We start from the raw sequence: 18,977 nt of genomic DNA on the forward strand, positions 1-18,977 counted from the left end.
GGGCCGACGGCTGTGCCACAGGCCCGGCGGGCGCGGCCGGAAAGCCCTTAGGGTCTACAGGTGTCCCCCAACGACCTGCCGGGACCCGCCCGCGAGCAAGCCGGGGGTGCCGGGCAGATATCCGAGCACTCCGACGGGCAGCCCGACCGGTCCCGGCAGCACTTCCCGGCCACGCCGACGGCGCACGGTGAGTGGCGCCACGCGCCGAAGCGCGCGCCGTGGTGGCGCAGCCGCGCACTCCGCGCCTGCGTGCTCGCGCTGCTGTTCGCGGTGTGCGGGCTGACCATTCTGGCGATCGTCCGCAGCGAGACGGGTTCCGAGGGCTTCGTCATCGGGCTGGTCCTGTCCGTCCTGCCCGTTCCGCTCCTCATCGCGGTACTGCGCTGGGTGGACAGCGCGGAGCCCACTCCGTGGCGCGTCCTGGCCTTCGCCTTCGCCTGGGGCGCCTGCACGGCGACCCTGGTCGCCATCGTGGCCAACACCTTCGCCACCGAGTGGCTGGCCGCCTCGGTGATCGCCGACGGCGATGTCGGCCTGGTGGGCGCCACCGTGGTCGCCCCCGTGGTCGAGGAGCTCGCCAAGGCGGCGGCGATGCTGCTGCTGTTCCGCTACCGGCACCGGGCGTTCGAGGGGGTGGTGGCCGGGATCGTCCTCGCCGGGGTGATCGCCACCGGGTTCGCCTTCACCGAGAACATCCTCTACCTGGGCACCGCCTACGACGAGGACCAGACGCTCGACCCGTCCGGCTTCGCCAGCACGACCGTGACGACCTTCGTCATCCGCATCGTGATGTCGCCCTTCGCGCACCCGCTCTTCACCGTGATGACCGGGATCGCCTTCGGGGTGGCGGCCACCCTCCCCCGGCACCGCCGGGTCCTGCGCGCGGGCCTCCCCCTGCTCGGCCTGCTCACCTCGATCGCCCTGCATGCCCTCTGGAACGGCTCCGCCTCCCTGGGCGGTCTGCTCTTCCTGGCCGTCTACGCGCTGTTCATGCTGCCCGTCCTGGCCACACTCGTCTGGCTGGCGGTGTGGTCCCGGCAACGCGACCTGCGCACCGTCCGTGCCGTGCTCCCCGCCTACGCCGCCCAGGGCTGGATGGCCCCCACCGAGCCCCTCGTCCTGGGGTCCATGCGGGCCCGTGCGACGGCCCGCGACCTCGCCCGGCGCGCGCACGGCAGCAGGGGCACACGTCAGGCCTCCGAGTACCACGCGGCCGCGACCTCGCTCGCACTCCTGCGCGCCCGCGCCGAACGCGGCACCCCGGGGTCCGACTTCGCCGCCCGCGAGCAGGAGCTCCTCCGCCACCTCCTGGACCGCCGCCCGATCGCCGGTCCGGCCACCGCCGCCGCCGTCACCTGCCTCCCGCTGCCGGCCCAGTGGATCGCCCAGCACGGCCGCCCGCTCCCACCACCGGCCCCCTTCGCCGCTCCACTCTCCGCACCCCCCGGCCCGGGCCGCCTGCCGTGCCCCCGCACCGGCCCCGCCGACGCCACTCCCGTGGCACCACCCCCTCCGCCGCCCGGCCCCCACTCGCCCGGGGAGCCGTGGAGATGCTCCGGAGACGCCTGAACCGCAAGCGCGGCAGGCCACGGTCACCCACGACAGGCCGCGCTCCTATCGATGTGCCCACACATTGCGTACCCTTCCGTGCACACCGGTTCAAACGGAGGGGGACTCGTGGACGAATTCTTGAGTGGAATCCCAGTTCGAAGGTCACGCATTCACGACAAGCTGGGCGGAAATCGACAGTCGGGTATTTCCCCTAACAATACCACGGGGAAAATCTTCCTCTTCAGCACCCCCCACAAAGGTCGCGTCAACGGATACACAGACGGATGGGGGCCTGACGGGTTTTATTATTACAGCGGCGAAGGACGACAGGGTGACCAAGGAATAAAGAAAGGAAATAGATCCGTACTTCACCACGCGGAAGAGGGCGTGACACTACACCTCTTCAAATCTGTGGAAAGTGGCGTGGTGCAGCATGTCGGGGAGTTCGCCGTACACAAGAGCGCCCCGTACTACTGGACCGATGCCCTAGACATGGACGGGGAAATGCGGAGTATGATCGTATTCCGCCTCGTCCCCGTCCACGAGACCCTTCCACGTGAACCCCCTTCAGCGCAGCCACCCAGCACTAAGCCCAAAGTAACAGATGTCCCCGTGGAGCAGAACAAGACCGAATTTGCACATTCTTACAGGCAGACGCAAGGGCACACTACGAGAAGGCGCGAAGCCGAACTTGTCGTGCACTACCGACGACACCTTGAAGGATTGGGGCACGAGGTAACGCGCAAGAAGATTCTACCGGCGGGAGAAATCGTTCCTCTTTACACTGACCTACACGATGTCACCGCAAATGTACTGATCGAGGCAAAAGGAAGCACCAACCGAGAATCTGTAAGAACGGCCATCGGGCAACTCTTCGATTACCGTCGTTATATAGCTTCCGACCCTACGCTCTCGTTGCTGCTGCCGGAACGTCCGCGTCCCGACTTGCTAGACCTGTGCGCCTCAGTCGATACCACTGTGGTGTGGCGCTCAGGGCAAGGATTTGACCGGGCGACCGCATAGCATGCTTCTCCTCTTTCCGTTGAGATGACGTGGGAGGTCATCGGTATGTCGGAGAAAGCCCTGCTGGCTCTCCTGCCTCAGCACGCCCTCGGTGTGCTCGCCACCTTGCGGAGCTGCGGCCGGCCGCAGCTGTCGAACATCAACTACGCCTACTCGGCTTCCGAACAGTGCGTCAGGATCTCCACCACCGCGGACCGGGCCAAGCTGAAGAACCTGAGGCGCGACCCGCGGGCGAGTCTGCACGTGACGGCCGCTGACGGATGGGCCTGGACGGTCGTCGAGGGCACTGCCGAGGTGACGGCACCCGCAGCAGGCCCGGACGACGACGTCACCGAGGAGTTGGTGGCGGTCTACCGGGCCCTCCGGGGGGAGCACCCGGACTGGGACGAGTACCGTGCGGCCATGGTCGCCGACCGCCGCCTGGTGGTACGTCTCCCGGTGGGGCGGGTGTATGGACAACCGCGCCGATGATGCCCGCCCCCGCGGACCGGTCGCTGAGGAAGCTCGGGGTTCGGGGTGGTGCCGCTCTCGGCGGCGGCCGGTCCCGGGCAGCAGGAATCGTGGGAGGACGGAGACGCGCTCGCCTGTGTGACCACGCACGGCGTGCTGGCCTGTGTGGACGGGACGCCGCGGCGGGCGGCTCCACAGCGCGGGTTGCTCTCCGGGCTGCTCTCCGGGCTGCTGGCCGAGTCTCCGCGACCGCGCCGGCTACTCGGGCGCAGTCCGGAGAGCTTGCTGGCCCGGGTGCCGGGGGGGGGATCTGGAGCCGGCGAGGCGTGGCACGGGGGAGTTCGGTGCGGCGGGGGATACGGCCGGAGGCCGCTTTCGACCGGTTCCTCGTCGCCGGGTGACGCCCCGCCGTCCCGGTTGCACCGAGGCGGCCACGCCCTGCCGGGCATGGGGCGGCGTACCGGGCGGGCGGGCCGGCCGGCCCGCCCGTCCGGCGGTTGCCGGCGGACGCGGGCGGCCGGGGGTCCGACGGCCCCGGTGTCGGGGGGGGGTGCACCGGGGCCGTCGGAGCGGTACGCCGCCGCCCCTCCCCTCCTGTGCCGGAGCGGAAGCTCCGGCTGGTGCGGGGCGGCGACGGGGTTCGGGCGGCCCGCGAACGGGCGTGCAGGGTGGACGCGTGCGCGGCGTCGCGGTCGCGGGTGGCCGCCGTCCCGGACGAGGCTCCGGCAGACGGGGGCGCCGGCCGCTGACGGGCCGTCAGCCCCCGCCCCGGCGCCGTACGGACGGGGCGGTCACGGCGGTCACCGCTGCGGCGGTCGCGCCGCGGGTCAGACGGAGAGTCCCTTCCCGCGGAGCCAGGCGAGCGGGTCGACGGCGTCCCCACCGCCGGGCCGGACCTCCACGTGCAGGTGCGGACCGGAGGAGTTGCCGGTGGAGCCCACGCGGCCGATGACGTCGCCTGTGGTGACGCTGCCGCTGGTCTTGGTCATGGAGGAGAGGTGGCAGTACCAGATCTCGGTGCCGTCCGAGAGCTCCAGGACGATGCGGTACCCGTAGGAACCGGCCCAGCCGGCTTCCTTGATGGTGCCGCTGTGCACTGCCTTGACGGGCGTGCCGTTCGGGGCGGCGAAGTCCTGGCCGGTGTGGTTGCTGGACCACATCGAACCGGCCTCGCCGTATCCGGAGGTGAGCTGGTACGACGCGAGCGGGAGGCTGAAGCTGGCGGCGAGCTTGCGGAGGCGTTCCTCCTCCGCCTTCCGCTTCTGCTCCTCCTCCGCCTTGCGCTTCTCCTCCTCCTCCGCCTTGCGCTCCGCTTCGGCCGTCGCGGCAGCCTCGTCGGCGGCCTTGCTCGCGGCTGCCGCGGACGCCGCGTCGCGAACCTGCTGGTCGGCGGCCTCCTGCTGCTGGTCGGCCTGCTGGAGGATGCGGGCCCGGAGCGCCTCGCCCGCGTCGGTCTGCCCGGCGTCGGTGGCGGTGGCGGTCAGGCCGGCCTGGGTGAGCGGCGCGGCGACGGTGGTCGTCCCGACGTCCTCGGTGTCGGAGACGAGCCCGCCCACGCCCGGGAGATCGGCGGCGTCGGGGAGGCTGTCGGTGAAGGTGGAGAGGTCCGGCATCGAGACCGGGGACTTGGGCTTGTCCTGGGCGGTCGCCATGCCGCCCGCACCGATGGCGGCGACCATGCCGACGCCGAGGACGGTGCCGCTGCGGGCCATCCCGCGCTGCTTGGCGACGCGGTGCCGACCACGGACGGGGCGGATGGACTCTTCGGTGGGATTCCACTCGTCCCAGGTGTCGCCGACGGAGGGACCGTAGGCCGCGATATCGACCGGCGGTGCCTCGGTGGCAGGCCTGCTTGACGCCACGGGGGCGCTCTCCTTTCCTTCCTTCTGGCCTACCGGGTTAGCTGACGGGTTCGGAGCAGGAAGGTCTCCTACCGGTGGCATCGTGACGATGCCGACGGATTCACCCCAAAGTAATGGTTCCCCGGTTCCTTTGGTGCAGTGGTGATGACTGGTGACGCACTGTCTGGATTCGGCCAAGGCGCACGGTGCCGTCTCTTGCGACGGCAGTGACGACCGCGCTGCGTTATCGAACGTTAATAGACCCGGGTCCCAGATTCCAAGTCTTCGCGGAAACAAGACTGTCAAACGGCAGAACATTCAGTGATCTTCAGCCGTCAATCGGTCATAACGGGCGGGTCGACGTAACGCACGCGGAGGAGATCTTCGCCAAGTCGTTATGCGGAGGGGTCAAGATCCCTCACCCGGAGTGACCGGAAGGTGGGTTCACGACGGGTGGATGACGGGCGGGACGCGGCAGCCCGGACGGCTGGCCGGTCAGCGGTGGCGGACGACGGCGAGCAGCGCCATGTCGTCGTCGGCCCGGCCGCCCGTGTGGGCGGCGACGTCGGTCACGAGTTCCTCCAGCAGTGCCTGGGGCCGGTGCGTGTGCCACGCCTCCGCACGGATGCGGGGCACGAGCTGGTAAAAGGCGCCCGCGGCGTCCCGGGCCTCGCTGAGCCCGTCGGTGTGCAGGAGCAGGGTGGAGCCGACGGGGAAGTCGAACACCTCCGGCCCACGCGACCGGCCGAGCCGTTCCGGGACCAGGCACGCGAGCCCGAGCGGCAGTGCCGGCTCGTCCGGGTCGAGCACGCGGACCTCGCCGTCCGCGCACAGGAGCACCGGTGGAGGATGTCCCCGGTTCACGACCCGCAGCACGCCCCCCGAGGTGATCTCTGCCAGTACGGCGGTGGCGAACCCCTCGAAGGACTCCGGGCCCGGTTCGCCCGGGTCGCGCCGGCGCTCCTCCTCGCGCACGAGCGCCCGGTCCAGCCGGTCCGCGACCCCTCCGAGTTCGCTCTCCTGCTCGGCGGCCTCCCGGAACGCGCCGATCACCACGCCCACCGCCTCCACCGCGCCCAGCCCCTTGCCCCGGACGTCGCCCAGGATCAGCCGGGCTCCAAACGGTGTCTGCTGGGCGGCGTAGAGGTCGCCGCCGATGCGGGCGTCGGCGTGCGCGGCCTGGTAGCGGGCCGCGATCTCCAACCGGTCCATCCGTTCCGGCGGTGCCGGCAGGACGGCCAGTTGGGCCACCTCGGCGACCCCCCGGGCGGAGGCCAACTGCTCGGTGCCGCGCCGCAGCACCCGGTTGATGCCCAGGGCGATCGCGGCGACGGTCGTCATCGTGACGGCCTGGCTGATGTCGCGCGCCCAGCCACCGTCGTCCTGGCCGACGATCAGCAGCATCAGGACCAGCGTCGCCGTCAACCCGGTCAGTGCGGTGCCGCGGCGGGAGTACAGCGGTGCGGCGATCAGGGGGGCGGCGGTGAAGAGGGCGGTGAAGGTGACCTCGGGCGGTGTGGCCAGCTGGATGACAGCCCCGAGGACGATCAGGGCAGCGGGCAGGGATCGCGCGGCGCGGCCGGTGTCCGTGTGCGCCGCATGGCGCCCTGAACTGTGCACACCTCCAAGCTTCGGCCCGGCCCCGGCGGTCGGCTACTCGGCACTGTCCATTCGCGGCCCGGCGGCAGCTCGCGGGTGCGGCGCAGGCCGGTCGACGGGAACGGCACAGTCGGGCGCCGGGGTGGCTCAGGTGGGCGCCGGCGGCAGGGCGGCGGGCCCCCGGTGCAGGAGGGGGCGCCGGGTCGGCGGCCTGGTGCGCGACTACCGGTGGGGGCCCGGCCCCTCGTCGTCCACCCCCGCGCTGTCCCATGCCCGGCACTGGCCCACACCGGGGGTGCCGCCCACTCCCGGGGACCGCCTCAGTCCCGGCGCTGCCCTGCGCCCAGGGCCGTCAAGACGTCAATCAGCCGCACGCACGGTCCTTCGTGCAGGTGAAACATCGGTGCAGGACCCGTCCCGGAGGCTTCAACCGCCGAAGTTCAACGGGGGGCCGGGTTTCTCCGGCCCCCCGGAACGGCCGTCCTGCTCCGGCTGGACAGCCGTGCCCCGGGTTCCCCTGACGAAAAGGATCGACTGATGATGCGTACGGCCAAGACCGTCGCCCTGGCCGCGGCCACCGGTATCGCCCTGATGAGCGGCGGCGCCGCCGCCGCCGACAGCGGCGCCCAGGGTGCGGCCATCGGCTCGCCCGGCGTGCTCTCCGGCAACCTGGTCCAGGTGCCGGTGCATGTGCCCGTGAACGCCTGCGGCAACAGCGTGAACGTGATCGGGCTGCTCAACCCGGCCATCGGCAACACCTGCGCGAACGTCGGCGGCCACCAGGGCTGGTGACTCGCGTCCCCGCGGCCCGGGCAGCCGGGCGCCGTCCCCCCGGGCGGCGACGGCGGCACGCGTCCGCAGCTGAGCGGGTGACGGGCCGGTCCCGCTGAGGCGGGGCAGCCCGACGGCGGGTCCGGCCCGGCCGGTGCAGGTCACCGCGCCGGGCCGGACCTGTGTCCGGGGCCGGGGAGTGCTGCCGGTAGCCGCCCCCGCCTCGGCCCCCGGCCACGACTTGGTGGTGCGCCCGCCGGGGCGCGGGGCGAGGGTACGGGGATACGGGACGACGGGGTACCAGGCGGCCCGCTCACTGTCGGCCGGGGGCCGCGTACCTCATGCAGACCCACCTGGAGCGGGCACGCGGCGGGAGCGGGCACGCGGCGGGCGGCGCTGCCGGCCCGGCCCGGTCAGTAGTGGAGCGCGGCGTGCACGTGCTTGCCGCCGGGGCCGGACTCGGTCACCACCGAGCGGCACAGGGCGTGCACGATCTCCAGCCCGTGCCCTCCGACACGCTGGGCGTCCGGCCGCAGCCGCAGCGGCAGCTCGGGGTTGGCGTCCCATACGGAGACCTGCACGAGCCGCTCGATGCGGTCCAGCATCAGCGTGAGCAGGGAGCGGCCGGAGGCGTACTTGCCCGCGTTGGTCACAAGCTCGCTGACCACGAGCCGCACGTCGTCACTGGGCCCGGTCGGAACGTCGGTGCCGAGTTCGGCGGCGGCGTCCTCCAGGAAGTCCGCGGCGAACTGCCGAGCTCGCACTCCGCTTTCGGAGCTCCCGTCGACGACGAGCTCCCGCCGGAGGCAGGAGGCCCCGTTCGGCTCGGTTCCCGGGGACGGAGTCGTAATGATCATGGCTTGCCTTTCCCGTGCGAGTGCAGCGGTAACGACCCGTATACCCGATACGCCACACCTGACTCTGCGTGCCCGTGATCGATTCGGAGTCCCGCATCCACGCTGTTCGGAGAGCTCCCCGGGCGCAGCCGATCCGTTGAGCCACCGGCTGCGAACCCCCCGCACCCCACCGGTGGCGGGCGTCGTATGCGCGTTTCCGTCCCTGGGCAGCAGCCGAAGAAGACGGCCGCATCTCTTACCCCGACCGGGACGGCATGGGGGCCGCCCCGGTCGAGGAACCCGCGCCGGCGCTGCGCAGCGCCTCGGCGACCGACGGGTACGGCGGCGGGAAATCCGGGGGCGCGGCGAGGGCCAGCAGGCGTCGCACTGCCGGGGAGGGCGCGGCGAGCCGCACCCGGCGCCGGGGGGCGTCGCACGGCAGGACCGCGCGCAGCAGCCCTGAGTCGCAGAAGCCGACCCGGGAAGCGTCGATCACGACCGTGGTGGCGGGGCCGCTGGCGCCGGTGGCCACTGCGGAGCGCACCCACGAGGCGGTGAAGAAGTCGATGTCCCCGGCGAGTGTCACCACGCAGCAGCCCTCCGTCCAGCGGGCGCCGCGAACCACCTGGTCGGGCGGTTCACCGCCGCCGCTCCGGGAGGCGAGGACGGGCGGCAGCGGCAGCAGTATCGGCGGGCTGCCCGCCGCGGGACGCGTGCCCGCCGCGCGTTGCACGCCTGCTGTGCGCTGCGTGTGCCGGGTGTCGACCGTGCGGGTGGGGTGCTCCTCGTTGCTCATATCCGGCTCCAACGATCACATGCGTGCGCACAGCACTGCCGAGTGATCCGGATCACTCGATTTCGGCCCCCTGCCACCGGTTCGCGCCGGCGAGGATCACCCGAGTGGCCCTTTCCCGTCCGACCGGGCCGGTCAGCGGGGCGCGTCGGGCACGGCATCTCGGGGCGTGATCGGGGTGAGCCGCGGACCGGCGCCGCTCAGGCCCAGGACGATGCCGCCGGCGACCTCGTGCAGCTTCACGTTGCGCTTCTGCGAGAGCCGGCGCAGCACCTCGAAGGCATGGTCGGCCGTGCAGCGCTGCTGCGCCATGACGATGCCGAGAGCCTGGTCGATGACGGACCGGCGGGCCACTGCCGCCTGCACGTCCTCACCGAACTCGACGTGCCCGGCGATCCGGAGCGCCACCCCGAGCGCTCCGGAGGCGTGGTCGGCGAAGGCGCGCGCCTCGCTCCGGAGCCCGGCGTCGAAGGTGCGGGCCGCGGTGGAGTAGAGGTTCAGCGAGCCCACCGCGGAGTCCCGGCCGAGCGGGGTGAGCGGGAGCGAGTGGACGCTGCGCACGCCCTCGGCCAGGCTGGCCGCCGCGTAGTCGCCCCAGCGGGTCTCCTTGGTCATGTCCGGGACGAGTTGGGGCCTGCCGGTGCGCAGGCAGTCCAGGCACGGACCACGGTCCCGCTCATACTGGGCCCGGTCGAAGCGACCCACGCGTGCGTCGCTCGCCGCGGCGGTGACGGGTCGTCCGGCCCGCTGGATGGTGATGCCGCAGGAGACCTCCGGCGGGAACGCGGCACTCGTGATCCTGACCATCTCGTCGAGGAACTCCTCGAGGCGCTCCACTCCGACCAGCAGGGCGTGCAGCTGGCGGAGGGCGCTGTCCGCCACCGGGCCGCCGCCTCCGGCTGTCGCTGTCATACGTGCCTCCTCGGTGCCGATGGTGGCAGAGCGCGGCACGTCAGCGCGGCGCTCAACGGACTCCTGCACGCTCGGGAGGAGTGCTTCGCGGTGGTCGTGTGGGGACGCCGGACCGGCCGGGGCGGCACACAACCGCGCTGCGGGCCGCCACCGGATCGTGCGGGTGCCCTCGGCCCCGAGCACCGAAACGGCGGCCCGCCCTGCCGCCCGGGCACGGAGGACTCGCGGCTACGGGAGAAGATCACCGAACAGCTTGGCCGGCAGGCCCTCGGCGGGGATGAACCGCACCTCGCGGTCCTGCTGGTCGGCCCGGTCCTTGAACCGCTGCAGCTCCGCCAGCCCGACCGAACTGACGTAGGTGACCTCGGACAGGTCCACCACCAGGACCCGCCCGCCCCCGCTGACGGAGAGCAGCCCGCTCAGTGCCGACGCGAGGGTCGGGGCACCGGTCAGGTCGATGGGTCCGTGCACGCTCAGCACCGCCTCGCCCGCGGCCGTCCGGGCGTCCACCCGGAGGCTCTGGCCGCGGGTGGAGGCGGGCGGTACGGGTCGGAGTGCGGTCGTCGTTCCGGTCCGCCCCCCGGCGCGGGGCGCGTCGTCGCTCCCCACGAGGCTGCCCGGGGCGTCCGCCGTACGGGCGCCCGCGTGCGCGTCGGAGGCGGCGCCGGTGGCGCTGCGCACGGTGGCGTCGCTGATCGCCGCCGCGTCGCTGATCGCGGCGTCCAGTGCGTCCGTCGTCTCACGCGGCAGCATGATGCCGTGCCGGGTGCTCTGCACTATGCGCTCCGCGAGGGTGCGGAGCTTGGTGTTGGAGTGCTGCGAGAACCAGCGCAGCAGGCTCAGCGCCGTGTCGTCGTCGAGACCGTGCACCAGCATCAGGGCGCCGACCGCCTGGTCGATGATGGAGTGCGACTCCACGGCCGCCTCGATGTCCTGGCGGGCGCGCAGCGAGGCCGCACGGTGCAGGGGCAGGGTGATGTCCGCGCAGTATCCGCGGAGCTCGGGGGGCTCCCCCGGTTCGGAGGACCGCTCCACCAGCGTGAGGACGGTACGGTCCCGGTCGGCGGCGGCGATGCGGTGGAGCAGGGTCCGCGGCTCGCCGTCCTCCTTCAGGGTGTCGGCGAACAGGGCGAGCAGCTGCTCCTGGTCCTCCGCACTGAGATGGCGAGTCACCAGGGCGGTCGTCGGTTCCACCTGTCCTGGTCTCAGTCCGAACAGACGGAACATGGCGTCCGACCATGTCCAGCTGTCATGGGCCAGTCGGTATGTGAACCGGCCGACGCTTGCGTTGCTCAAGTGATTCCTCGGAGTCGGTGCTCCGCAGCCTCGGGGGCGTTCCGAGGGGAGCGCCGACCGGACCGCGCAGCGCGCTGCTGACGAGGGTCCGGACATGACGTCGTCCCTCCGCCACTGCAAGCCGACGGGGGAAACCGTCCGGAAAAGTCCGAACCCTGCCGCGAGCTGACTGCCCAACTCGAGGTCGTGATCCTGATGTTACCAACGCCGGGCACGAAATTTCGCCGTGCTGCTGATCACACTGCCGCCGGGACGGCGGCGCCGCACCGGCACGCGCGCCGGGCGGTTTGCCGCTCCGCCCCCGGTCCGTGAGGCCCGGGGTGCCGCGTCACGCCTCTCGTTCGCGGGCGCCCTCCCGGGTGCGTCCGGCCGTCACCGTACGTCGGGGATTGCGGCTCAGGTACTCGGCCTCCAACTCCTTCGTCCGGCTGGTGTGCATGCTGAGCGCGCTGTCCGACGCGTGGAGCAGGGTCTCGTGGCGGGTGCGGTGGACGGTCTCCAGCTCCCGGAGCAGCTCCGCGTCGGAGAGCCGGTGCGGATCGATACCGGTCATGGGCTTCGACCTCCCTCGTTCGAGTGGTGCCGGGCCGGGCGGCCGCCCGGCCCGGCACCAGGTGGGGTGGGGCTGTACGGGCGACGCGGCGGCGGGCGCCTTTGGGCGTGCGGTTGCCGGGTACCCGGCAACCGCACGCCCAAAGTCCCCACCTCCCCCTTCACCGGGCGAACGGCGGCGGGGCGACCGCGGACGGTGTGAGACCGGGTGGTCCTCCTCACACCACGTCTCCGAGATCCCCCGGAACATTCGGCGGGGGTCCGCCGTTGGAAGGGGTGTGGGTACGGAGGGACAGTGTCCCCGGGCCTCACCTCACGCCCATGGGGAAGATCGTTCGGCTGAAGCCCCATGGAGCCTTTCGCCGAGAGGCGACCACCCTCCGTCCCCCTCTGTACGCCCCGGCTGGTCTCCCCCGTCCAGCCGGGGCTTCTCTGTGCCCGGAACTCCGCGCCCGGTTCGATCAGCGGGTGGCGCGGCGCCTGCGTGCGAGGACGACCAGTCCACCACCGGCCAGAAGCACCGCGGCGGCGCCTCCGGCGAGGTAGCCAGTGGTGCTGTCGCCGCCGGTCTCGGCCAGCTCGGTGTCCTTGGCCCCGCCGTCCGAGCTGCCGGCCGTGCCTTCGGCCGCGTCGTCGGAACCCGTGTCCGCGCCGTCGTCGGCGCCGTCCTTCCCGTCCTCGGCGGGAACGAAGTCCGCAGGCGGCTGGTCGCAGCCCACGCCGTCCCGGTCGCGGTCGAGCGCGGGCTTGTAGTGGGCGTCACCCTCGGGGATGTTCGCGTGACCGTTCTCGTACGCCTCGGTGCAGTTGGTGAAGGGGTGGTTCCCGTCGTGCGCCTGGGCGCCGGCGGGCAGCACGGCGAGGGCGAGCGCGGCGACCGCCACGGCGGCGGGCTTGCGGAACGTGTTCACGGGGCGCCTTTCGATATCCGTGCGCATGGTTCCCCCATGGCACGGCCGGATCTGGAGGTGATGACGCTAGCGACAGGCCACCGGCGGGGTAACCGTATTGGCGCGCACGGTGACATGACCGTGACGTGACCCCGCGGTAACCCTCCGCTTGTGCGTTCGGAGCTGGTACACGCGTTCCCCGCCGCGCCGCCGCGGGGACAGGTCGTCCGGACGCCGGTGGTCACACGCCGCCCGGTTCCGCGCCGAGGCGGCGGACGCGACCCGACCACGCGGAAGCGGCCTGACGCGGGGAGAGGGCGACGTGACCTGGTGGCGACGCGGACGGGCGAGGGGCCCCGCGGACGGGGTCCCCGCCCGCGGGGCTCCTTGTGGTCAGTAGTTGCCGTTCGCGATCATGTCGCCGTCCTCGCCGTACACCGTCACAAGCCCGTTGTCCGACTCGTAGCAGGAGGCGAAGGCGCTGGCGATCAACTTCGCCTCGCCGCCGTCCGGGCCCGCGATGCCACCCGTGAAGTCGGTGAAGACCTCGGCACTGTCGAGGATGTCGTTCCGGCGGTCGACGCCGTCGACCTTGGTCACATGCTCGACGGCGCTCTTCTCCGCCTCGGAGCCGGAATCGGCGACGCAGTCCTTGAACTGATCGGCGGCCGACTGCTCCGGTTCCCCGTCGGTCGCCTCCCTCTCCGCCGCCTCACCCTCGGCTGCCTCACCCTCGGCTGCCTCGTCCCTGGCGGGCCGGTTCTCCTTCGCGGCGGAGTCCCGCGCGCCGCTGGAACCGGCGCCGGAGTCCTCTCCGCTGCCGGCGACCGCGGCGATGACGACGGCGAGGAGGACAAAGGCGACGACGAGCCCGAGGCAGCCGAAACCGATGATCTTTCCGGTGTTCTTCTTCGGCGGTGGAGGGAACGGCCGGCCGTAGGGCTGCTGGGGCTGCTGGGGGTAGGTCACTGGGCTTCCTTGCCTTGTTCGGATTGGATACTCAGACACACCGCGTACGCACGAGGTTGCCCACTGTGCGAGGACTGTCACTCGAAAGAGGCGATGCCCCGCGGCCCCGGGAGCTCGGCCGACGACGAGGGCGTCCGGTCCACGGCTCACGGAGCGGGCGACGCCGGAAGAGCCGTGGGGCTCGGTGCGCAGCGAACCGGTCGGCAGTCGGCCCGGACCCGCCGCTCGGGCCGGTCGCCGGGCGGCAGGCGGGCAGCGGCGGGTGACAGGCAGCGGCGGGTGACAGGAATGCGGCGCCCGGCGCATGAGTTGTCGCCCGGAGGGCTCATCGACCGCGTGGAGAGGGAGGGCATGCCGCTCAAGGACGCATACGAACCGAGCACGATGCAGAGGGTGCGCGACCAGGTGGAGCTGCACGAGAGCTCCGGCGGCACCCAGGGGACCGCCCTGGCCGAGATGGTCGACCAGGACGACCAGAAGCGCCGGGATCTGCCCGTCGTGGTCCTGACCACAGTGGGCGCCAAGTCGGGCAGATCCGCAAGCCGCCGCTGATGCACGTGGAACCGGCCGCCGAGGAGCGCTGAGGCTCACCCCGCACCCTGCCCGCCCCGCAGGGCGGTCCGTCCCGCGGGGACCTACCCGCCCCGTACCTCCGGGCTCCCGGGGCGCCCCGGGGCACGGGGACCCGGCCCGGGCGGGACGGCTCCGCGGAGCAGTTCCGGAAGGGACCCCTGGGAGGGATCGGCGCTCAGTTGCCGCCCTCCGGGGCGATCTCGGCGATCAGCCCTTCGACACGGGCCCTGATCTCGTCGCGGATGGGACGTACGGCCTCGACGCCCTGACCCGCCGGGTCCTCCAGCTTCCAGTCCAGGTAGCGCTTGCCGGGGAACACGGGGCAGGCGTCCCCGCAGCCCATCGTGACGCACACGTCGGAGGCCCGGACCGTGTCCGCGGTGAGCACCTTCGGAGTCTCTGCGGTGATGTCGATGCCGACCTCCCGCATCGCCTCGACCGCGGCGGGGTTGACGGAGCCGGCGGGGGCCGATCCCGCGGAACGCACCTCGACGCGGTCGCCCGCGAGGTGGCTGAGCCAGGCGGCGGCCATCTGGGACCGTCCCGCGTTGTGCACGCAGACGAACAGCACGGAAGGCTTCTCAGCCATGCGGACCTCTCCTCACAGGGACGGCATCCGGCATCCGGAGGCCGAACATCAGCAACCACTGGAGTCAGCGGGGAATGATGTGAGAGTATCAGCGCATGATGACGTCAGCCAAACCTGAAGCGACGCCGGAGGGCGCGGAGCTGATCCGGGTGATCGCCGACCCGATCCGGCTCCGCATCGTGACGCTGCTGTCCCGCGAGACCCTGTGCACCACCCACCTGGTGGAGGAGACCGGAGCCCGGCAGACGAACCTCTCCAACCACCTGCGGGTACTGCGCGAAGCAGGCGTGGTGGAGACCGAGCCCTGCGGCCGCTTCACCTACTACCGGTTGCGGCCCGACGTCCTCACGGTGCTCGCCGGCTCCCTCGCGGAACTCGCCGAGACCGCGCGTACCACTCTCGAGATCGACCGGAAGAGGCCCTGTCCGTGACCGACACCCGGAACCCGACCACCCCCACGACCACCGACGACGAGGGCGGGATCGTCGCGCAGCTCTCCACCCTCGACCGCTTCCTCGCGGTGTGGATCCTGATCGCCATGGCGGTCGGCCTCGGCCTCGGACGGCTCGTCCCCGGGCTGGACGGCGTCCTCAGCAGGCTGGAGATCGGCGGTATCTCGCTGCCCATCGCCCTCGGCCTGCTGATCATGATGTACCCGGTCCTGGCCAAGGTCCGCTACGACAAGCTCGACACCGTCACCGGAGACCGCAGGCTGCTGGTCTCGTCACTCGTCATCAACTGGGTCGCCGGGCCCGCCGTGATGTTCGCACTCGCCTGGATCTTCCTGCCGGACCTGCCGGAGTACCGCACCGGGCTGATCATCGTCGGGCTCGCCCGCTGCATCGCCATGGTGATCATCTGGAACGACCTGGCCTGCGGCGACCGCGAGGCCGCCGCCGTCCTCGTGGCGCTCAACTCGGTCTTCCAGGTCTTCGCCTTCGGCCTGCTCGGCTGGTTCTACCTCTACCTGCTTCCCGGCTGGCTCGGACTCGGGGGCGGCGAGACGCTGGACATCTCGATGTGGAAGATCGCGCTGAACGTCGTCATCTTCCTCGGCGTCCCCCTCGTCGCGGGCTACCTCACCCGGCGGCTCGGCGAGAAGCGCATGGGCCGCGAGCGGTACGAGCAGAGGTTCCTGCCGAGGATCGGGCCGTGGGCCCTGTACGGGCTGCTCTTCACGATCGTGCTCCTCTTCGCCCTGCAGGGGAACACGATCACCTCGCAGCCCTGGGACGTCGCCCGCATCGCCCTGCCGCTGCTCGTGTACTTCGCCCTGATGTGGGTCGGCAGCTTCGTCCTCGGCAAGGCCATCGGCCTGGCCTACGACCGCACCGCGACCCTCGCGTTCACCGCCGCCGGCAACAACTTCGAGCTCGCCATCGCCGTCGCCATCGCCACCTTCGGCGTGACGAGCGGCCAGGCGCTCTCCGGCGTCGTCGGCCCGCTCATCGAGGTCCCCGTCCTGATCGCCCTTGTGTACGTCTCCCTCGCCTGGCGCCGCCGGTTCGGCGCCCAGGCGCTGACCACGCAGACGTGAGCGACCGGCGTCCCGTGCCCCGCACCGCGCCCCGCGCCCGCGGGAGCCACCGCGCAGCGGGGCCCGGAGCGGGCTCGGGGCCGGGGGCTGGAGCGGCGTGAGCACGGTGCACGACGTGGTGGTGATCGGCGGCGGCCAGGCAGGGCTCGCCGCCGGTTACCACCTGCGCCGCCGCGGCCTGGACTTCGTTCTCCTGGACGCCGAGGGCACCCCGGGCGGCGCCTGGCAGCACATGTGGGACTCGCTGCACCTCTTCTCGCCCGCCGAGCACTCCTCGCTGCCGGGCCGCCCGATGCCGCAGCAGCCCGGCGAGCCGTATCCGGCCGCCGCGCACGCCGTGGACTACCTCACCGACTACGAGCGGCGCTACGACCTGCCCGTGCACCGGCCCGTGCGAGTCCGCGGCGTGCACCGGGACGGCGCACTGCTGCGGGTGGAGAGCACGTCCGGCACCTGGCGCGCACGGACCGTCGTCAGTGCGACGGGCACCTGGCGGCGTCCCTTCGTTCCCGCCGTGCCCGGTCGGGACGTCTTCACCGGACGCCAACTCCACACCGTGGGCTACCGCTCCCCCGACGACTTCAGCGGCCGGCACGTCCTCGTGGTCGGGGGCGGCAACTCCGGTGCGCAGATCGCCGCCGATCTGGCCGCCCGCGAGGACATCGGGCACACCTGGGTCACGCGCCGCCCACCGCGCTACCTGCCCGACGACATCGACGGCCGCGCCCTGTTCGACACGGCCACGGCCCGCCGCCGCGCCCTGGAAGCCGGCCGTCCCGATCCCGGGGGCGCGGCCTCGCTCGGCGACATCGTCGCAGTCCCTCCCGTCCGCGAGGCGCGCGACCGCGGACTCCTCGTCGCCGCGCCCCCGTTCGCGCGCCTGAACGCCGACGGCGCGCTCTGGCCCGACGAGTCGCGCCAGGACGCCGACGCCGTCATCTGGGCCACCGGTTTCCGCCCGGCTCTCGCCCACCTCGCCCCACTCGCGCTCCGCGACGAGCACGGGCGCATCCCCACTCGCGGCACCCGCGCCCGCGACGAACCACGCCTGCACCTGCTCGGCTACGGCGACTGGACCGGCCCGGCCTCCGCCACCCTCATCGGAGTCGGCCGCCCCGCCCGCGAAGCAGCGCAGGAGATCTCCCGCCTCCCGTGCTGACCTGCCGGTGGTTCATCTTCCGCGCAGCGCGCCGAGGTTCGGGACGACGGTCGCCCGGCAGGACGACGGCACGCCTTCGGCGGTGCCTCCACCGCTGCGGCTGCCCCAAGGCGCCTGACCCGCCGACGGGCCCGGTCTTCCACGTCTCGTGGCGGGCCGGGCGGGGGCCGGCGCCGTTCGGCCGCCCCGGAACGGTGAAAGCCCCGGCTCAGATGTTGCTGAGCTGGGGCTTACCGGTAGGCCGTGTGGGACTCGAACCCACAACCAATGGATTAAAAGTCCTGGAGGGGGCCGTCCGGACGAGTCCGGGCGGTCCTTCTCTGTCCGGTATTGCCTGTTCATGTGTGGTGTGGCGCATCAGGCAGTCCGTGGCGTGACGGGCTGTGCGGGACCGTCCGCTCACGCATCGCTCACGCATCCAGCGGCATCGGTGGCCGGTGCCCCACCACCTGAAAGTGCCTGCCCGCCCTCCCCCGCTCCTGCGCTGAGCACCCTCGGCGCCATCTGCTGCGGGGCGTCAGTAGCGCCTGTCGTGCAAGAGAGAAGCCGCGTCCTGAGCTTTCGCCGCCGCCGTCGAGATCTCCTGGCCAGCCTGGTTGAGAATGTTCACCGCATCGGATAGCCCCCTGAGATCATCGGCGGCATGCAAAAGCGTTGAGGCTGTGTCCGGGAGCGTCCTGAGAGACTGGGCTGCTTGAAGCAGCCCAGGCGCGGTGTCCGGGAGGTGACCCAGATCACGCGATGCGCTGCTGAGCATGCGCACGTCGTCCTCGGAGATTCCAAACCCATGGATCCTCGGGTCGGAGATCCCTCTGGTGACGCTCTTCAGAAGGTCCGCCAGTTCGGGGGCCGTCTTGGCGAATTCATCCAGGGCAGGTTCCAGACGCTCGAACAGCTCTTCCTGGGCTCCCTGGATCATCTTTGCGAGTTTGTCCTCGGTGAGGTCGGTCAGCCCTGCAAGCGCATCAACGCCGTCAGACTCCCGAGCGTCCTTCCAGGCTTCGAGTATCTCGACCGGAAACTCTTCGCTTCGCGGCCCGTCCACCAACTTGTGATGCGGAGTGCACAGCAGAATCAGATTGCCGAAGCTGTTTCGCTCTCGGAGGTCGAGGTCCTCCTCAGACCTTGGTCCGTTGTCCTCGAACGCCCTCATGTGGGCAATCTCCAGGTTGAGGAACGGCTCGTCGTCGATCATCCGAAGGATCGGGACGTTGCACTCGGGGTAGTAGCAGCCCCCTCGCGCGAGCGTAGTCAGGGCGGCGATGGTGGCGTTGCTGTAAGAGCGACGGGGCTTGGAGGTCACGCTAAACTCCCTCGGGTAGGCGGGACACTCATCAAGCTAACGTGCAGCACTGACAACGCCGCCCCTGAAGTGCGTTGATACGAAGCCCTGCTGAGCGAATATTGGCCATCGGCATCTATTGCTCCAGTCGGCGTTGGCGACCAGGACTGGAACAGCGAGCGAACTCGTCCAAAGGCCGACAGCGCTCAGGCCGCGTGGGGCGTTGTCCCAGCCCACCAAGTCGAAGAGACAGGAGGCCGGCGCGGTCATGTTGGCCGGTTCAGGTCGGCGCGTGTGGGGAGCCACCACTCGAGGTTGTTGCCATAGTCGCCGGAGAAGATCCTGCGGATCTCG

At 71.6% G+C, this 18,977-nt stretch carries 18 protein-coding genes, 1 pseudogene and 1 riboswitch; of the genes and pseudogenes, 8 read left to right on the forward strand and 11 right to left on the reverse strand.

What is annotated here, in order from left to right; translation table 11 throughout:
• Window positions 1-60: 60 nt before the first annotated feature.
• From H300_RS27705 to H300_RS0118420, 3 genes are all read left to right on the forward strand, one after another.
• Window positions 61-1,569, forward strand: a complete 1,509-nt coding sequence (locus H300_RS27705; protein WP_051270175.1) for a PrsW family intramembrane metalloprotease — start codon at window positions 61-63, stop codon at window positions 1,567-1,569.
• Between the two features lie 108 nt (window positions 1,570-1,677).
• Window positions 1,678-2,574, forward strand: coding sequence for an SRA domain-containing endonuclease (locus H300_RS31570; protein WP_158678388.1), 897 nt, complete (start codon window positions 1,678-1,680; stop codon window positions 2,572-2,574).
• Window positions 2,575-2,619: 45 nt separating this feature from the next.
• Window positions 2,620-3,045 carry a PPOX class F420-dependent oxidoreductase gene (locus H300_RS0118420; RefSeq protein WP_106966876.1) on the forward strand — a complete coding sequence of 142 codons (426 nt, stop codon included), beginning with the start codon at window positions 2,620-2,622 and terminating at the stop codon, window positions 3,043-3,045.
• 806 nt (window positions 3,046-3,851) lie between these two features.
• Here the strand turns inward: H300_RS0118420 and H300_RS0118430 are convergent.
• Together H300_RS0118430 and H300_RS27710 are read right to left on the reverse strand one after the other, a co-directional pair.
• Window positions 3,852-4,886 (reverse strand): M23 family metallopeptidase, encoded by a 1,035-nt coding sequence (locus H300_RS0118430; RefSeq protein WP_028428603.1) that lies wholly within the window; start codon window positions 4,884-4,886, stop codon window positions 3,852-3,854.
• An 11-nt stretch (window positions 4,887-4,897) separates the two neighbouring features.
• A riboswitch (cyclic di-AMP (ydaO/yuaA leader) is annotated at window positions 4,898-5,040 on the reverse strand.
• 320 nt (window positions 5,041-5,360) lie between these two features.
• Window positions 5,361-6,485 (reverse strand): PP2C family protein-serine/threonine phosphatase, encoded by a 1,125-nt coding sequence (locus H300_RS27710; protein WP_051270176.1) that lies wholly within the window; start codon window positions 6,483-6,485, stop codon window positions 5,361-5,363.
• Window positions 6,486-7,001: 516 nt separating this feature from the next.
• Here H300_RS27710 and H300_RS0118440 point away from each other — a divergent pair.
• Window positions 7,002-7,256 carry a chaplin gene (locus H300_RS0118440; RefSeq protein WP_028428604.1) on the forward strand — a complete coding sequence of 85 codons (255 nt, stop codon included), beginning with the start codon at window positions 7,002-7,004 and terminating at the stop codon, window positions 7,254-7,256.
• Window positions 7,257-7,648: 392 nt separating this feature from the next.
• Here H300_RS0118440 and H300_RS27715 read toward each other — a convergent pair whose 3' ends face one another.
• From H300_RS27715 to H300_RS0118475, 7 genes are all read right to left on the reverse strand, one after another.
• Window positions 7,649-8,092 (reverse strand): ATP-binding protein, encoded by a 444-nt coding sequence (locus tag H300_RS27715; RefSeq protein ID WP_106966874.1) that lies wholly within the window; start codon window positions 8,090-8,092, stop codon window positions 7,649-7,651.
• A 235-nt stretch (window positions 8,093-8,327) separates the two neighbouring features.
• The gene (locus H300_RS29405) at window positions 8,328-8,867 is read right to left on the reverse strand and encodes an STAS domain-containing protein (RefSeq protein ID WP_051270177.1); all 540 of its coding nucleotides are present in this window, start codon (window positions 8,865-8,867) and stop codon (window positions 8,328-8,330) included.
• Window positions 8,868-8,999: 132 nt separating this feature from the next.
• Window positions 9,000-9,776 carry a GAF and ANTAR domain-containing protein gene (locus H300_RS27725; protein ID WP_158678389.1) on the reverse strand — a complete coding sequence of 259 codons (777 nt, stop codon included), beginning with the start codon at window positions 9,774-9,776 and terminating at the stop codon, window positions 9,000-9,002.
• A 228-nt stretch (window positions 9,777-10,004) separates the two neighbouring features.
• On the reverse strand, window positions 10,005-11,072 hold the full coding sequence (locus tag H300_RS29410) for an ANTAR domain-containing protein (RefSeq protein WP_486583936.1): 1,068 nt from the start codon (window positions 11,070-11,072) through the stop codon (window positions 10,005-10,007).
• 328 nt (window positions 11,073-11,400) lie between these two features.
• On the reverse strand, window positions 11,401-11,625 hold the full coding sequence (locus H300_RS0118465) for a DUF6158 family protein (RefSeq protein WP_028428605.1): 225 nt from the start codon (window positions 11,623-11,625) through the stop codon (window positions 11,401-11,403).
• A gap of 460 nt (window positions 11,626-12,085) precedes the next feature.
• Entirely contained in the window at window positions 12,086-12,535 is a 450-nt protein-coding gene (locus H300_RS0118470) for an excalibur calcium-binding domain-containing protein (RefSeq protein WP_028428606.1), read from the reverse strand.
• 372 nt (window positions 12,536-12,907) lie between these two features.
• Entirely contained in the window at window positions 12,908-13,483 is a 576-nt protein-coding gene (locus H300_RS0118475) for a hypothetical protein (protein ID WP_486583937.1), read from the reverse strand.
• Between the two features lie 351 nt (window positions 13,484-13,834).
• Between H300_RS0118475 and H300_RS27735 the strand changes: the two are divergent.
• Window positions 13,835-14,046, forward strand: a pseudogene (locus H300_RS27735) (nitroreductase/quinone reductase family protein); the annotation flags it as partial.
• Between the two features lie 185 nt (window positions 14,047-14,231).
• On the opposite strand, the gene H300_RS0118485 reads toward H300_RS27735, so the two are convergent.
• Window positions 14,232-14,645, reverse strand: a complete 414-nt coding sequence (locus H300_RS0118485) for an arsenate reductase ArsC (RefSeq protein ID WP_028428608.1) — start codon at window positions 14,643-14,645, stop codon at window positions 14,232-14,234.
• A gap of 98 nt (window positions 14,646-14,743) precedes the next feature.
• Here H300_RS0118485 and H300_RS0118490 point away from each other — a divergent pair, with 98 nt between their 5' ends.
• The 3 genes from H300_RS0118490 to H300_RS0118500 all read left to right on the forward strand — a co-directional run bounded on the left by H300_RS0118490 (window position 14,744) and on the right by H300_RS0118500 (window position 17,341).
• Window positions 14,744-15,076 (forward strand): metalloregulator ArsR/SmtB family transcription factor, encoded by a 333-nt coding sequence (locus H300_RS0118490; RefSeq protein WP_106966877.1) that lies wholly within the window; start codon window positions 14,744-14,746, stop codon window positions 15,074-15,076.
• Entirely contained in the window at window positions 15,073-16,182 is a 1,110-nt protein-coding gene (gene arsB / locus H300_RS0118495) for an ACR3 family arsenite efflux transporter (protein WP_028428610.1), read from the forward strand. The genes H300_RS0118490 and arsB overlap by 4 nt, the downstream gene beginning before the upstream one ends.
• A 97-nt stretch (window positions 16,183-16,279) precedes the next feature.
• The gene (locus tag H300_RS0118500) at window positions 16,280-17,341 is read left to right on the forward strand and encodes an ArsO family NAD(P)H-dependent flavin-containing monooxygenase (protein ID WP_028428611.1); all 1,062 of its coding nucleotides are present in this window, start codon (window positions 16,280-16,282) and stop codon (window positions 17,339-17,341) included.
• 517 nt (window positions 17,342-17,858) lie between these two features.
• Here the strand turns inward: H300_RS0118500 and H300_RS0118505 are convergent.
• Complete coding sequence (locus H300_RS0118505) at window positions 17,859-18,644, reverse strand: hypothetical protein (RefSeq protein ID WP_028428612.1); 786 nt, start codon at window positions 18,642-18,644, stop codon at window positions 17,859-17,861.
• Window positions 18,645-18,977: the final 333 nt, after the last annotated feature.

The sequence above is a fragment of the Streptomyces sp. TAA040 genome (genome assembly GCF_000424845.1).